Origin of the sequence: Bradyrhizobium sp. McL0616 (genome assembly GCF_049993385.1) — a bacterium.
GTDB lineage: Bacteria > Pseudomonadota > Alphaproteobacteria > Rhizobiales > Xanthobacteraceae > Bradyrhizobium.
Genome location: NZ_CP188255.1, coordinates 1,921,469 through 1,934,936, shown reverse-complemented (window position 1 = coordinate 1,934,936; position 13,468 = coordinate 1,921,469). Strand labels below are relative to the sequence as shown.

The following is a 13,468-nucleotide window of genomic DNA, read 5'->3' as shown; positions in this document are numbered from 1 at the left end:
GCGCAGCGCCAGCCAAATCGCAGGACGCAGGGAGGAAATGGCGATGGCCGGACTTTATTTCGAAGACTTTTCCGTGGGCCAGGAGTTCAGGCATCCGCTGACCCGGACCGTCACGGAGATGGACAACACCATGTTCAGCTTGCTGACGCTCAATCCGCAGCCGCTGCATATCGACGCGCATTTCTCCGCCCAGACCGAATTCGGCCAGCGCATTTTCAACAGCCTTTACACCCTCGGCATCATGATCGGCATGACCGTCTATGATACGACCATGGGCACCACCGTCGCCAATCTCGGCATGACCGACGTGACCTTTCCAAAACCGGTCTTCCATGGCGACACCTTGCGGGCGACGACGAAAGTGCTTTCGTTGCGGGAATCCAAATCGCGCCCCAAGGCGGGCATCGTCGAGTTCGAGCACCACGCCCTGAACCAGAACGACGAGATCGTCGGCAAATGCCGCCGCATGGCGATGATGCACAAGAGGCCGGTCTGATGCGTTCGATGCTGTTCGTGCCGGGCGATTCCCCGCGCAAATTCGAGAAGGCGAGCGAAGGCAACGCCGACGCGCTGATCATCGATCTCGAAGATTCCGTCGTCACCGACAAGAAGGTGGAGGCGCGCGGCTTGACGCTCGCGATGCTGAAAGGGCGCAGCAAGCCGCACCAACTCTATGTCCGGGTCAACGCGCTCGACACCGGCATGACGCTCGCCGATCTCGCCGCGGTGATGCCGGGCAAGCCCGACGGCATCGTGCTGCCGAAATCGCAGGGCGGCGACGACGTACGCCAGGTCGCGACCTGGCTGGAAGCGCTTGAGGCAGCAGCAGGTATCACGGTCGGCGCGACCCGCATCGTCTGCGTCGCAACTGAAACCGCCGGCTCGATCTTCGGCCTCGGCTCCTACAAGGGTTGTTCCCCTCGCCTCGCCGGCCTGATGTGGGGCGCGGAGGATCTCTCCGCTTCGCTCGGCGCAACTGAGAAGGCGAGCGGCGGCGTGTTTCACAGCCCTTATCGTCTCGCCCGCGATCTCTGCCTGATGGCGGCGGCCGCGGCTGAAGTTGCCCCGATCGACACCGTCTATACCGACATCGACAATCTCACAGGCCTCGAGCAGGAAACGCGCGCGGCAAGGCGCGATGGATTTTCGGCGAAGGCGTTGATCCATCCCAAGCATGTCGATGTCGTCAACGCGGCGTTCGAGCCCACCGAGACCGAGCGTAACTGGGCGGAGAAGGTGATCGCGGCGTTCGCGAGCAATCCCAACTCCGGCACGCTACGGCTCGACGGACAGATGATCGACAAGCCGCATCTTCGCGCCGCGACGAAGATCCTCGGCCAGCCCTAGATCAGGATACAGCGCCGCCATGATTGTTCGCCAAGCCGCAAACGTCCTGGAGATCATGGAGTTCTTCGCGCAAACGAGGAAGCCGGCGACGCTTGCCGAGATCGCCGATCATTTCGGCTGGCCGCGCTCGTCGACCTTCAACCTGCTCGCGACGCTGTCGGAGAAGGGCTATCTCTACGAACCGCGACCGCGCGCCGGATTCTATCCGACGCCGCGGTTGCTGGCGATGGCGCAGATGATCTCCGAGGTCGAACCGCTGCCGCCGTGGACGCACACGCTTGTGGCCAATCTCTCGGCAGAGACCGGCGAGACTGCGTCGATCGTGGCGCCGGCTGGCGTGATGGCCGTCTTCATCGACGTCGTCGAGTCCCAGGCTGCGATCCGCTATTTCGCCACCATCGGCCACCGCGTGCCGATTCACGCCACCGCAAGCGGCCGCGCGCTGCTGCTGCAATATTCGCAGGAGGAGCGCGACTCGGTTTACCGCAAAATTGAGTTCAAGCAGTACGGCCCGTCGACGCCGATCAGCATCGACGCGGTTGAAGCGGAGCTGCGCAATTCGATCGACCGCGGCTTCTGCCAGAGTTTTGGCGACTACAGCCGCGATCTCGCCGGCGCGGCGATCCCGCTGCCGATCGGCGGCCGCAGGCTCTCCGTTGTTGTCGCAGGCCCGGAGTTTCGGATTGGGCCGAGGGTTCAAGAGGTCGCTGCGCTGATCGCCAGGACGGTAGATCGGCTGCGCCCGAAAACTAGCGCGGCCTAAAGGGTCAGTCGAATCCCTGAACAGGCGGCGGCGTGGCCTGCACGGCCGCTGCAGGAGCAGCTTGAGCCGGCTGCGCCGCAGACACGGCTTGCACCGGCGGATTGCTGGCAGCTCGCATCTGACCGTTGGCCTCCATCGCCTCGCGCGTGCGCGGTGAAGTGCCGCGATAGGCCTCGCGACGTTGCGGCTGCCGATATCTTGCCGACCGCGAGCCTCTCATGCCCCATGACCGGGAGATCGAAAGTCCGGCGGTGTAGCCGACGACTGCGCCCGCGACCGCGCCGATCGGGCCCAGCACGACGGCGCCGGACACGGCGCCCAATGCCGCAGCGCCAGCGCGCTCCTGCGCGGCGGCGCTTGCGGGGACCCCAGCCAGCATCACGACGGCAGTGATCAGAATCTTCTTCATCGGAGCGCCTCCCTTGCGGGAGATCACTCTTCCTCAAATATGGCCGCAGGAGGTCTGTTCGTTGCCCGACAAAGGGCAATGACCGATGGAACTCCGGCAATTCAAAGAGCCCTGCCGCCAATCGCGGTTCCGGCACAGGCCGACCAGCGCAACAGCGTCCCTACGGCGCGACCTTGTCGCCTGTAAATCCGTGGCCGTCGAGCGCGCGGCGCACCGTGCCGTCCGCCTTGGCTTCATCCAGGAAATGCGCGGCCCAGGCCTTCGCGACGGTGTTGCCCTTGGGAACGACCACGACCACACCGGTCGACTGAATCACCTCGTCCAGTACCTTGGTTCCCGGCAGCTTTCGCGAAAGGTCTTCCAACGCTCCCATGCCCATCGCGAGCGCGTCGAGCTCGCCCTTGCCGATCAGCTCTGCCGCCTCTTCCGGCTTCACGAACTTTGTTAGCCTGGCCTGCTTCAGGGATTTTTCAACCGTACGCGACGTCGACGTCCCCTCGATGCAACCGACGCGTAGTCCGGCGCGGTCAACATCCGCAACGGAGCGGATCTCAGAACCAGCGCGCACGAGATAGCCGCTCATATAGGCGACATAAGCCGGCCCCTGGTCGACAAACGGCTCGCGCTTGATGTCCGCCGGCATGAAGGAGAGATCCCAGACATCCTTATCGCCCGCCGCGGCGATCTCGTCAGAACTACGGTACTCGACCAGTTGCAGCGGAACGTGCAGTCTGTCCGCGGCGGCCTTGGCGAGCTCGACGGTGACGCCGCGTGGCTTGCCCGTCGCCGGATCGCGCGTCGTCCAGAACGCCGATGCAGCGGGACCAACGGCCACCGCCACACGCAGTGCTCCCGTGGGCGCGATGTCGCTCGCGCCTTCGGCCTTTGCGCCGACGACGGCAAAGGCGAGACTCAACGTAGCGATCACAGCATACCGCAACATATTACAACTCCAGGCCCCAAGAGCCGCAGCAGCGTTCAGACGATCTTGATCGACATATCCGGCAAACCCTCGAGCTTGCACAGCAGCACGTCGCCCTTCACCACCGGCCCGACATTCTCCGGTGTGCCGGAATAGATGATGTCACCGGCCTTCAGCTCGAACGCTTCCGACAGCTTTGCGATCTGCTCGGCCACGCTCCAGATCATTTTTCTGAGATCCGAGCTCTGCTTCACGGTCCCGTTGATGGCCAGCGAGATCGCGCCCTTGTCGAAATGGCCGGTCTTGCTGGCCGGGTGGATCGGCCCGATCACCGCCGCATGGTCAAAGCTCTTGCCGATCTCCCACGGCTTCTTCTCCGCGGCCATGCCGTTCTGGAGATCGCGCCGGGTCATGTCGAGGCCGAGCGCGTAGCCGTAGACATGGTCGAGCGCCTTCTCGGCCGGGATGTTGCTGCCACCGGATTTCAGCGCGGCAACCAGCTCGACCTCGTGATGATAGTTCTTGGTCAGCGACGGATAGGGATGATCGGCGACCTCGCCCACCGCAACGTTCTGGATCGCGTCGGTCGGCTTCTGGAAGAAGAACGGGGGCTCACGGCTCGGATCCGAGCCGCGCTCGATCGCGTGCGCGGCGTAGTTGCGTCCGATGCAGTAGATGCGGCGCACCTGGAACACCTGGGTCTCGCCGACGATCGGGATCGCGACCATCGGCACCGGAAAGATCGGCTTCGGCCCAGCCTGCGCTGCGGCTGGCGTCGCATCGGCAAGGCCTGCGGCTGTCATCGCAGCTGCGGCGGTGAGCACGTCGCGTCGCGTGGTTTTTGTCATGGCTCCACTCCCTGATTTTTGCCGCTCTTTTCTGACGCCAGTCATAGAACCAAACGGTCGGCGGGCCAATGGCCCGCTTGCTAAGCCTTAAGTCGCGACGCGATCGAAGAACGCACGAACCTTCTGCGCGCAGACGTCGGGGTCGGTGGCGGCCACGTGATAGGAATCACCCGGCAGCACTTCGAGCTTCGAGCCCGGAATCGTCTCCTGCCACGCCTTCACGGAATCGACGCTGCCGAGACCCGATCCGGTCGTGGTGATGACCAGAGCCGGGCGTTTGATCGACGGAAGCTCGCCGGTCACATCGACCGTCGGCACCATCTGGAGGAAGGCCTCCAGCGTCGATGCCTTGGTCTTCGACATCAGGCTGATCCACCAATCGAGCGCCGCCGGCGGCAGCGACGAGCCAAGGCGGCCAGCCGTAGTCTCGCGCACCCAGGCCTCGACGCCCTGTTCGCGGATCTGCTTGCGCCAGGTCGGCGCCCGCTCCGAGAACGATGTCAGCGAGGCCGGCGCGCCGACCGCTGCGACTGCGATGACGCGATCCGGATGCTTCGCCGTCAGATGCATCGCCAGCGTTCCGCCGATCTTGCCACCGACCAGAAACACGCGGTCGAGCTTCAGCGCGTCCAGCATCCGAATGATGTCGTCGCCAAGGCCGGCGAAACGATAGACATAGTCGCCCTGCATCGGGGTCGAATCGCCGTAACCGCGCAGATCGGGCCGCACCACCAGATGATGCGTGGCAAAATACGGCACCCAGCGCCGGAACGCCTCGCCGCTTTCGGCAAGGCCGTGCAGCATCACGACCGGCGGTTTGATGTCCCAGGGCAGCAGATAGTCGTCGATGCGAACCGCAAGCTCGCAATCGTCGCTGACACCGATCTTCCGCAGTTCGCTAGCCATCAGATACACCTCGTTCCACCGCCATCGACATTAATGCAGGTGCCCGTAATGAAGGATGCGCGATCGGAGCAGAGGAAGGCAACAAGGCCCGAGACTTCGTGTGCCTGGCCGACGCGGCCGAGCGGCACCGAAGCGATGGCCGCGGCATTCGCCGCGCCTCGATCCTGCCCCGCGATCGCCGCGCCCTGCGAGACCAGGCTATCCCAGCGCTCGGTCTGCACCGGACCGGGATTGACGCCGGTCACCAGCACATTGTCGGGCGCGCATTCCTCGGCGAGCGCGAGCGTGAAGTTCAGCAGCGCCGCGTTGACCGCGCCACCCGCCATATAGGCCGCACGCGGCTGATGCCCGCTGCGGCCGATGATGTTGATGATTCGCCCCCAGCGGCGATCGCGCATCGCGGGCAAAACATCGCGCGCACATCGCATGTAGCCAAGTAGCTTCAGCTCAATCGACTTGGCCCAAATCGCATCCGGCGTCTCCGCGATCCGGCCCATCGGTGAGGCGCCGGCGTTGTTGACGAGGATGTCGACGCGGCCGAAGGCCTCGCGTGCGGCCGCCATCGCTCGGGCAATGTCGTCGGGTTTGGTCATGTCGCCGGCACAAGCCATCACGCGCCGGCCCGTCTCGCGTGACATCTCCAGCGCGGCCGCTGCCAGCCGCTCGGCGTCGCGTGCGACGATCACGACATGCGCCTGCTCACGCGCGAGCTCGGCGGCGATTGCCCGGCCGATGCCGATGCTGCCGCCGGTGACGACGGCCACCTTGCCGCCGAGATTTAAATCCATGACGTCGCCATTCCCGCCTAGTCTACCGTAGCGCCCGAAGCCTGAATAATCTTGCCCCACTTCGTGGTCTCGTCCGTCATGAATTGCCCGAATGCGGGACCGAAGACGGTGCCGGGCTCGGCACCAAGCTCGGCCAGCCGCTTCTTGACCTCGGGCATTTTCAGGATGATTTCGAGCTCGCTGCTCAGCTTGGCGAGGACCGGAGCCGGCGTCTTCGCCGGGGCCACCAATCCGAACCAGGACGACGCCTCGAATCCGGGAATGGTCTCGGCCACCGTCGGCACATCAGGCAGCGCGTCCGCGCGCTTTGCGCCGGCGACCGCGATCGCGTTGATGGCCTTGCCTTGAGCCTGCGGCAACACCGCGGGCATGTTGTCGAACATGAACGGAATTTGCCCGGCGAGCAGGTCGTTCATCGCCGGCGCCGCGCCGCGATAGGGCACGTGAACGATATCGACGCCGGCCATGCTCTTGAGCAGTTCACCCGCAAGATGATTGGTCGAGCCGATGCCGGAGGAGCCGAAATTCAGCGTGCCAGGCTTGGCCTTGGCGAGTGCGATCAGCTCGCTCACGTTCTTCGCAGGCAATGACGGATTGACGACCAGCACGATCGGAACGGAGGCGACGAGTGCCACCGGCGCAAACGCCTTGGCCGGATCGAACGGCAGCTTCTTGTAGAGCGAAGCGTTGATCGTCAGCGGCGGCGGTGCAGTGAGTAGCAGTGTATAGCCGTCGGGCTCCGCGCTCGCGACCGCCTCGGCGCCGATATTGCCGCCGGCGCCACCGCGATTTTCCACGATGAAGGTCTGGCCGGATCGCTCCGCCAGTTTCTGCGCGACGATGCGGGCGATGATGTCGTTGGAGCCGCCGGCCGGGAACGGCACAATGATCTTGACGGGCCGGGAGGGATAATCCTGCGCTACCGCGAAGCCAGAGAACAGAACCGCCGCGCAGGCGGCAAGAAAGGAGCGACGGAGAACCCCGCGCATGGGCATTTCCTCGATGTTTGTCTTGTTGTTTGTTGTTGCATCACGCGGTCAGCAATGGCCGCAGCTTGCCGACGTCGTCAAGCCGTTCCAGACCGCCGATCTGCTCGATCAGCTTCTCGGCCCTGTCGGCGCCAAGCACCGGCGCGATCAGGTCCCGCGTCTTCGCCGCGACGGCTTCGGTGCTCAGGGGATTCTCCTTGGTGCCCGGCGGATATTTGGTGAAGTGCTCGACCTTATTGCCATCGGTCAATGTCACCTCGACGACAGCGCCGCGCGGCGCAGCGGGATCCATCAGCGTCTTGTCGCCGGCCAGCGTCACCTTGGCTCGCTGCGCGAGAATTTTGGGATCATGCATCAGCGGGACGTCGTGGCTGTCGTTGAAAGAGACCGCGCCCTTGACCAGCGCGACCGCCACGAGGTGCTGGCAATTGACGTCGGGCATAGCGCTTTCGCCCACGATCCCCATCGCGTCGGTCGGAAGCTTGACCAGGATGCTGCGGACGTTGTCTGGCGTGAGACCATGCTGCTTGCGCAGCGTCAGCATCGCATCCAGCGGCGACTGGATGGGATAGCCGACCGAGAAGGTCTTGATCGCCGTCTCCGTGACGTAGAAGCGGCTACCGAGATCCTTCACCATCTCCTCCGGCTTCGGATCGGTCGACAGCGCAATGAACAGATTGTGCGTGCCGTCGAGCACGTCATCGACGCCGGTCAGGCCATTGCTCACCATATCGACGGCCATGACGCCGTTGCGCGCACCCATGCCGGCGAAGTCGAAGGCTTTCTCGATATGATCATGATCTTTCACCCAGCTCCACAGACCGGCGACCTGCTGCGACGAATAGGAGATCGCATAGCGCATCCCGGTCTCGTCGAGCCGCGCCAGTGAAGCGGCGGCGCCGAGCGCGCCGAAGGTTGACGACGTTCCTTCGGCGCTCCTATGCGAACCACGCACGAGATCGGGGCCCAGCGCCATCAATAGGCGGCAGGTCAGATCATAGCCGAGCGCAACAGCACGGATGACGTCCTGCCCGCTGCGATGCTCGCGCTCGCCAAAAGCCAGCGCAGCTGGCACCACCGAGCATCCCGGATGCGCCTTGGTGACGGGCTCGAAATCGTCGGTCTCGTCGGCATGCGCGCACATCGCATTGGCCAGTGCCGCGTTGACCGCAGTGGTCCGGAAATCAGAACCGACCACGGAAGCCTGCGCATCGCCGCCGAGCGTACGAACGTATTTCAACGCCATCTCGCCCGGCTTCATCCGCGAGCCCGATATCATCGCGCCGAGAGTGTCGAGAATGCGATGCTTGCATTCGCGCAGCACCTGTTCGGGCAATTCCTGGTCGCGCGCGGCGACCATGTAGTGCGCGAGCCGTTCGGTGACACCAAGGCCCGCCGCACGAACCGTGCGGCCGCCGGTTGCAGCGAGCGCGGCAATCGAGCCGGAGGATTGAAGGAAACGGCGGCGTGACGGCATCCCTAAGTGACTCCAGAATCAGGATGAGACGGACATCTTGGCGATTTCCGCCGCGCTGGCCAGACCTTCGACGTTCCAGCATGCATCCATGACACGCCGGATCATCGCCGTGGGAATGATGCCCTCCGCAAGGTCGGAGAACTTCGTCTCGAGCTGCTTGTCGGTCATCGGCATCTCGACGCTGCCGATGGCGTGCTCGATGTAGCGGTTGAGCTTGCGCCCGTCCTTGAGCACGATGGTGAGATCGACCTGCTCCGGCTTGATGCCTGGCGTGATGACCGGATTGACCTTGCCGCGCAGCGCGACGATGGTCGGATCGGTGACGGCACGATCGCTGAACTGCTTCTCGCCGCCGGCGCCCTCGACGATCGCCACCGCGACCGCGTGGTAGATGCTGAACTTGCCTTCGAGGCCCTGGCTCGGCGTCTTCTTGCCGGTCAGCTCCAGCACCAGCGGATGGATCTTGAGGTCGACCCGCTCGATCTGGTCCGCGGTCAGCTTGTTCTCGTTGCGCAGCTGAATCGCCGCATCGATCGCCGGATGGATGACGATGCCGCAGGCGAACGGCTTGTAGGTGTTGAGCGCGGCCTCATAGCGCTTGCCGAGGTCGCCCAGGATCTCGCTGTAGTCCTGCTTGGTACTGATCGCGTTGGCCCAGCCGCGCTTGGCCTCAATCATCGCGTCGGACGAGGTGAAGTTCTTGGAGGCCAGGATGGCCGCGAAGATGCCGCTGGAGGCGGCGCGGCCCGGGTTAAAACTCTTGTTCATCGAACCGAAGGATTCGCGCAGGCCCACGGGCTGCGACGCGGCAAGGCCCAGCGCCCAGGTCATCTGCTGCTCGTTCAGCTTCAACAGCTTGCCGACAGCAGCTGCCGACCCGAACACGCCGGCCGTGCCGGTGATGTGCCAGCCGACATCGTAATGGTTCGGGTAGACCGAGTTTCCGATCCGGCACTCGGTTTCGACGCCGAGCACCAGCGCGTTCAAAAACTCCTTGCCCGAGACCGGCTGCATTTCCGACAGCGCGAGGATTGCCGAGGCGACAGGACCCGCGGGATGGATGATCGTCTTCAGATGCGTGTCATCATAGTCGAAGATGTGGCTCGATACGCCGTTGATGAAAGCGGCATTCATGATGTCGAACCGCTCGCGCCGCCCGAAAAGGGAAGCCTGCTGCGGCCCGGAGAACGGACCGAGCGCCGAGACAGCGATATCAACGGTCTCGTGATGCGAGCCACCGATGGCGACGCCGACCCAGTTCAGCAGCGTGCGGACGCCCTCTTTCCGGACATTGGCCGGCAGGTCGTCGTATTTTGCGGTCACGAGATAATGCGCCAGCGCGCGCGTGACGTCCTTGGGCGGCGCAGCCGCAGGCGCTGTGGCGGGCGCTTGCGCGAAGGCGGCGTTGGCGCCGACGGTGGCAAGCGGCAGCGCAGCCGCCGCCTGGAGCAGGGTCCTGCGATCAGTTCGCATAGGCGGCCTCCTTGACCTTGATCGAGACCAGTTGCGCCGCGAGGCGGACTGCGCTCTCCAGCGCGCCGGTCTTGGCCACGCCGGTGCCGACGATATCGAACGCCGTGCCGTGCGACGGCGTGGTGAAAACGGTTTCAAGCCCGGCGGTGACGGTGACGCCGCGGTTGAAGCCGCGCAGCTTGGTCGCGATCTGGCCCTGGTCGTGATACATCGCGACCACGCTGTCGAACTCGCCGGCGAAAGCGCGGACATAGACGGTGTCGGCGGGATAAGGCCCGGTACAGTCGATCCCCATCTTTGCGGCAGCTTCCACCGTCGGCCGGATCATCTCGATCTCGTCGCGACCGAACAGGCCGCCCTCGCCGGCATGCGGATTGAGGGCTGCGACCGCGATGCGCGGCTTGGCAACGCCCGCTTTCCGCATCATCCGGTCAACCAGCACGATCGATTCGGTGATGCTCGCCGGATGAATGCCGTCCAGCGCCTCGCGCAGCGATTGATGCCCGGTGACCCGCGACATCCACTGGCCGTCCAGCACGTTCATCTCGGAGAAGTAACTGGTGTGCCCGAGCAGGCTCGCGAACATCTTGTGCTCGTCGGGGAACTTCCAGCCACCGTCGAACATCGCGCGCTTGTTGAGCGGCGCGAACGTGATGGCGTCTACCTCGCCAGCCTTGGAGAAATCGATCGCGCGCGACAGCGTCTCGCCGGTGAGCCGGCCGGATTCGGCACTGGCCTTACCGATCGGGAATTTGGCGGGATCGGTGTTGTCGAGATCGACAAGCTGCACCGTGCTACTGCCCCAATTGGCCGCCTTGGGCGAGGCAATCCGCTCGACCTTCAGCTTCACGCCGGCGTGCGCCATGCCCATCTCGAGCACACGGGCATCCCCGACCACGACAAGGCGCGCGACGTCCGCGAGCCGGTCGTCGGAAAGGACGCGCGCGATCTGTTCCGGGCCGATGCCAGTGCAATCGCCCGGGGTCAGCGCGATGACGGGAAGTCCGTTGTTGTTGGTAGCCATATGAGAAACCTTGGATCCTTACTTCACTGCCTGGATTTGAGCGGCGGACCGAGCCCAGTCCTCCCGGTTGAATTCCCCATCCCATTTCGCGACCACGATGGAGGCGACGGCGTTGCCGATGGTGTTGGTGATGGCGCGCGCCAGCGACATGAAGCGGTCGGTGCCGAGCAGCAGCGCCAGCCCCTCCGCCGGCAATCCCGCGGCGACGACCGTGGCAGCGAGCGCGGCGAACGCGCCCCCGGTGACGCCGGCTGCACCCTTGCTGGTGAACAGCATCACCACGAACAGGCTCAATTGCTGCGCGGCCGTCAGCTCGATGCCATAAACTTGCGCGACGAAGATCGTCGAAAGCGGCAGCGTCAGCGCGACGCCGTCGAGATTGAAAGAATAGCCGGAGGGAATGACGAGGCCCGCCACCGCGCGGCCGACGCCTGCCTTCGGCAGCTTCTCCATCATGCCGGGGATCGCGGTCTCCGACGACGAGGTGCCGAGCACGACGAGCAACTCGGTGCGCAGCAGGCGCAACAGATCCATCAGGCGGATGCCGACGAGGCGGCAGATCGTGCCGAGAACAACGAAGATGAAGAACGCCATCATCGCCCAGGCGGTGCCGACCAGCAGTGCCAGCGCATAGAGCGTGGCCGCGCCGAATTTCGCCACTGTGAATGCCATGGCACCAAAGGCGCCGATCGGGGCGAGCGCCACCACGACATGGACGACACTGAAGACGAGCTCGGTCACGCGCTCCAGGCCGGTCCGCAGCGGCGCACCCTTGTCGCCAAGTAGCAGCAGGCCGATGCCACAGAGCAGTGCCAGCACGAGAACCTGAAGCACGTCGCCGGTCGCGAACGCGCCGACGAAACTTTCCGGGATCATGTGCTGGATATAGGCCGATAGCGACCCGACATGGGCCTGCGAATAGCGCGCGACGGCCTCGGCCTGCTGTGCGGTGGCGTGGGCCACGCCCGCACCGGGCTGGACCCAGCGCACCACGACGAAGCTGATCAGCAGGCAGATCGTCGTCACCACCTCGAAATAGACGAAGGCCTTGAGGCCGATGCGGCCGACCGCCTTCATGTCGCCGACCTGCGCGATGCCGGTGACCACGACCAGGAAGATCAGTGGCGCGATCGTCATCTTGATCAGAGAAATAAAGACATCGCCGAGCGGCTTGAACTCGACCGCGACGGTCGGAAGCAGGAAGCCGAACAGCGCGCCGAGCGCGGCGCCGGCGACCACCAGGACATACTGCTCGCGCCACAGCGGCTTGCGGCGCCGTTCGGACATGGCGCTCGGGGCAGGCTCAGACAGCGGCGTTACGGCGACCTGCAATGTGCTTTCCTCCAACGGCATCGTCGCGCCATGGATGGCGCTTTGTTCTTGTCTTGCGATGCCGTTTACATTGGACCAGCGGCGTATCAGGCGCTAATGCCGTATCGGTATGAATTGAGGACAAAACGTTTATGGACCTGGTCTGGCTGGAGGATTTCCTTGCCATCGCCGAGGAGGGCGGGTTCTCCCGCGCCGCCCAGCGGCGGCACGTAACCCAGCCGGCGCTGAGCCGCCGCATCAGGTCCCTCGAGGAGTGGCTGGGAACGCCGCTGTTCGAACGTTCGACGCACACCATCACGCTCACGGCCGCCGGCGAAAGTTTTCGCCCCGTCGCGGAGGACGTGCTGCGCCGGGTCCTGGTCGGACGGGAGGAAGCTCTCGAAGTCGCGCGGCTGAAGGCCGAGACCATCACCTTCGCGGCCACCCATTCGCTGTCGCAGACCTTCTTTGCGGAATGGATCCGTAACTCGGACGGCGCACGCGCCGGCGCGGCCGTTCAGCTCGTCGCCTCGAATTTCGCCGGCTGCGAGAAGCTGCTTCTGGACGCCCAGGCGCATTTCATGCTCGCGCATTATCATCCGTCGCTGGTGAGCCGGCTCGACATGGACCGCTTCCAGCGCGTCGACCTCGCAACCGACGTGCTGATCCCGATCAGCGCGCCGCTGACGCGCCACGCGCGCGGCGGACGCCGCAGCAAGAAGGCACAGCCTCGCTACGCCCTGCCCGGCGCAGCCGGTGCGCCGCTGCCTTATCTCGCCTACCACCCGGGCTCTGGTGTGGGGCGACTGGTCACATCATTCCTGGCGGTCAAGGATCCAGCGGCCTGGCTCGTTCCGGGCTTCGCCGCACCGGTCATGCTGTTGATCGACATGGCGCGTGAGGGGCGCGGCGTGACATGGGCGCCGATGAGCCTTGTCCGCGCCGATCTCGACAGCGGCCGCCTGCTGCGGGCGGGCGGCGGCGAATGGGACATTCCGATCAGCGTCTCGCTGTTCCGCACGCGCGCACGCATGACCCGGGCGGCCGAGAATTTCTGGAATACGGCGCGCAAGGGCCGGCCGGGAGGGAAATCCGCCTCCGCCACGCCGCGGACGCGATAACTGCGTCGCATCCCAAGCCGGGATCGACTTCCGGGCCGTTTGTGCTGGCGTTAGCATGGAACTTGCATAAATTCTGGGCGACATGGACGC

At 64.8% G+C, this 13,468-nt stretch carries 14 protein-coding genes; 4 read left to right on the top strand and 10 right to left on the bottom strand.

Annotation, left to right across the window (positions count from 1 at the left end):
- The first annotated feature begins 43 nt into the window (after positions 1-43).
- Genes ACPPVR_RS09395 through ACPPVR_RS09385 form a run of 3 tightly spaced genes read left to right on the top strand, consistent with a single transcriptional unit; the run spans position 44 to position 2,110 of the window.
- A complete protein-coding gene (locus ACPPVR_RS09395) occupies positions 44-496 on the top strand; it encodes a MaoC family dehydratase (protein ID WP_211399565.1) in 453 nt (150 codons plus the stop codon).
- Positions 496-1,347 carry an HpcH/HpaI aldolase/citrate lyase family protein gene (locus tag ACPPVR_RS09390; protein ID WP_426613947.1) on the top strand — a complete coding sequence of 284 codons (852 nt, stop codon included), beginning with the start codon at positions 496-498 and terminating at the stop codon, positions 1,345-1,347. Before ACPPVR_RS09395 ends, ACPPVR_RS09390 begins: the two co-directional genes overlap by 1 nt.
- A 19-nt stretch (positions 1,348-1,366) precedes the next feature.
- Complete coding sequence (locus ACPPVR_RS09385; protein WP_426613946.1) at positions 1,367-2,110, top strand: IclR family transcriptional regulator; 744 nt, start codon at positions 1,367-1,369, stop codon at positions 2,108-2,110.
- Between the two features lie 4 nt (positions 2,111-2,114).
- Here the strand turns inward: ACPPVR_RS09385 and ACPPVR_RS09380 are convergent, their stop codons facing one another.
- From ACPPVR_RS09380 to ACPPVR_RS09335, 10 genes are all read right to left on the bottom strand, one after another.
- Positions 2,115-2,519 carry a hypothetical protein gene (locus tag ACPPVR_RS09380; RefSeq protein WP_426613945.1) on the bottom strand — a complete coding sequence of 135 codons (405 nt, stop codon included), beginning with the start codon at positions 2,517-2,519 and terminating at the stop codon, positions 2,115-2,117.
- A 160-nt stretch (positions 2,520-2,679) separates the two neighbouring features.
- Positions 2,680-3,462: a transporter substrate-binding domain-containing protein gene (locus tag ACPPVR_RS09375; RefSeq protein WP_426613944.1), complete on the bottom strand. Its 783-nt coding sequence runs from the start codon at positions 3,460-3,462 to the stop codon at positions 2,680-2,682.
- A 35-nt stretch (positions 3,463-3,497) separates the two neighbouring features.
- Positions 3,498-4,289: a fumarylacetoacetate hydrolase family protein gene (locus ACPPVR_RS09370; protein WP_426613943.1), complete on the bottom strand. Its 792-nt coding sequence runs from the start codon at positions 4,287-4,289 to the stop codon at positions 3,498-3,500.
- An 87-nt stretch (positions 4,290-4,376) separates the two neighbouring features.
- Positions 4,377-5,195, bottom strand: a complete 819-nt coding sequence (locus ACPPVR_RS09365; protein WP_426613942.1) for an alpha/beta fold hydrolase — start codon at positions 5,193-5,195, stop codon at positions 4,377-4,379.
- Positions 5,195-5,983, bottom strand: a complete 789-nt coding sequence (locus ACPPVR_RS09360) for an SDR family NAD(P)-dependent oxidoreductase (protein ID WP_426613941.1) — start codon at positions 5,981-5,983, stop codon at positions 5,195-5,197. The genes ACPPVR_RS09365 and ACPPVR_RS09360 overlap by 1 nt, the downstream gene beginning before the upstream one ends.
- A gap of 17 nt (positions 5,984-6,000) precedes the next feature.
- Positions 6,001-6,972, bottom strand: coding sequence for a Bug family tripartite tricarboxylate transporter substrate binding protein (locus ACPPVR_RS09355; RefSeq protein ID WP_426613940.1), 972 nt, complete (start codon positions 6,970-6,972; stop codon positions 6,001-6,003).
- Positions 6,973-7,012: 40 nt separating this feature from the next.
- Positions 7,013-8,449 (bottom strand): MmgE/PrpD family protein, encoded by a 1,437-nt coding sequence (locus ACPPVR_RS09350; protein ID WP_426613939.1) that lies wholly within the window; start codon positions 8,447-8,449, stop codon positions 7,013-7,015.
- A gap of 18 nt (positions 8,450-8,467) precedes the next feature.
- The gene (locus ACPPVR_RS09345) at positions 8,468-9,922 is read right to left on the bottom strand and encodes an MmgE/PrpD family protein (protein ID WP_426613938.1); all 1,455 of its coding nucleotides are present in this window, start codon (positions 9,920-9,922) and stop codon (positions 8,468-8,470) included.
- On the bottom strand, positions 9,912-10,946 hold the full coding sequence (locus ACPPVR_RS09340; protein WP_426613937.1) for a PdxA family dehydrogenase: 1,035 nt from the start codon (positions 10,944-10,946) through the stop codon (positions 9,912-9,914). Before ACPPVR_RS09340 ends, ACPPVR_RS09345 begins: the two co-directional genes overlap by 11 nt.
- Positions 10,947-10,964: 18 nt before the next feature.
- Entirely contained in the window at positions 10,965-12,278 is a 1,314-nt protein-coding gene (locus tag ACPPVR_RS09335; protein ID WP_426613936.1) for a cation:dicarboxylate symporter family transporter, read from the bottom strand.
- 131 nt (positions 12,279-12,409) lie between these two features.
- On the opposite strand from ACPPVR_RS09335, the gene ACPPVR_RS09330 reads away from it, so the two are divergent.
- Positions 12,410-13,378 carry a LysR family transcriptional regulator gene (locus tag ACPPVR_RS09330; RefSeq protein ID WP_426613935.1) on the top strand — a complete coding sequence of 323 codons (969 nt, stop codon included), beginning with the start codon at positions 12,410-12,412 and terminating at the stop codon, positions 13,376-13,378.
- Positions 13,379-13,468 lie beyond the last annotated feature (90 nt).

Coding starts and splice junctions, on each gene's coding strand:
- ACPPVR_RS09395 (WP_211399565.1), top strand. CDS start 44: ATGGCCGGACTTTATTTCGAAGACTTTTCCGTGGGCCAGGAGTTCAGG.
- ACPPVR_RS09390 (WP_426613947.1), top strand. CDS start 496: ATGCGTTCGATGCTGTTCGTGCCGGGCGATTCCCCGCGCAAATTCGAG.
- ACPPVR_RS09385 (WP_426613946.1), top strand. CDS start 1,367: ATGATTGTTCGCCAAGCCGCAAACGTCCTGGAGATCATGGAGTTCTTC.
- ACPPVR_RS09380 (WP_426613945.1), bottom strand. CDS start 2,519: ATGAAGAAGATTCTGATCACTGCCGTCGTGATGCTGGCTGGGGTCCCC.
- ACPPVR_RS09375 (WP_426613944.1), bottom strand. CDS start 3,462: ATGTTGCGGTATGCTGTGATCGCTACGTTGAGTCTCGCCTTTGCCGTC.
- ACPPVR_RS09370 (WP_426613943.1), bottom strand. CDS start 4,289: ATGACAAAAACCACGCGACGCGACGTGCTCACCGCCGCAGCTGCGATG.
- ACPPVR_RS09365 (WP_426613942.1), bottom strand. CDS start 5,195: ATGGCTAGCGAACTGCGGAAGATCGGTGTCAGCGACGATTGCGAGCTT.
- ACPPVR_RS09360 (WP_426613941.1), bottom strand. CDS start 5,983: ATGGATTTAAATCTCGGCGGCAAGGTGGCCGTCGTCACCGGCGGCAGC.
- ACPPVR_RS09355 (WP_426613940.1), bottom strand. CDS start 6,972: ATGCGCGGGGTTCTCCGTCGCTCCTTTCTTGCCGCCTGCGCGGCGGTT.
- ACPPVR_RS09350 (WP_426613939.1), bottom strand. CDS start 8,449: ATGCCGTCACGCCGCCGTTTCCTTCAATCCTCCGGCTCGATTGCCGCG.
- ACPPVR_RS09345 (WP_426613938.1), bottom strand. CDS start 9,922: ATGCGAACTGATCGCAGGACCCTGCTCCAGGCGGCGGCTGCGCTGCCG.
- ACPPVR_RS09340 (WP_426613937.1), bottom strand. CDS start 10,946: ATGGCTACCAACAACAACGGACTTCCCGTCATCGCGCTGACCCCGGGC.
- ACPPVR_RS09330 (WP_426613935.1), top strand. CDS start 12,410: ATGGACCTGGTCTGGCTGGAGGATTTCCTTGCCATCGCCGAGGAGGGC.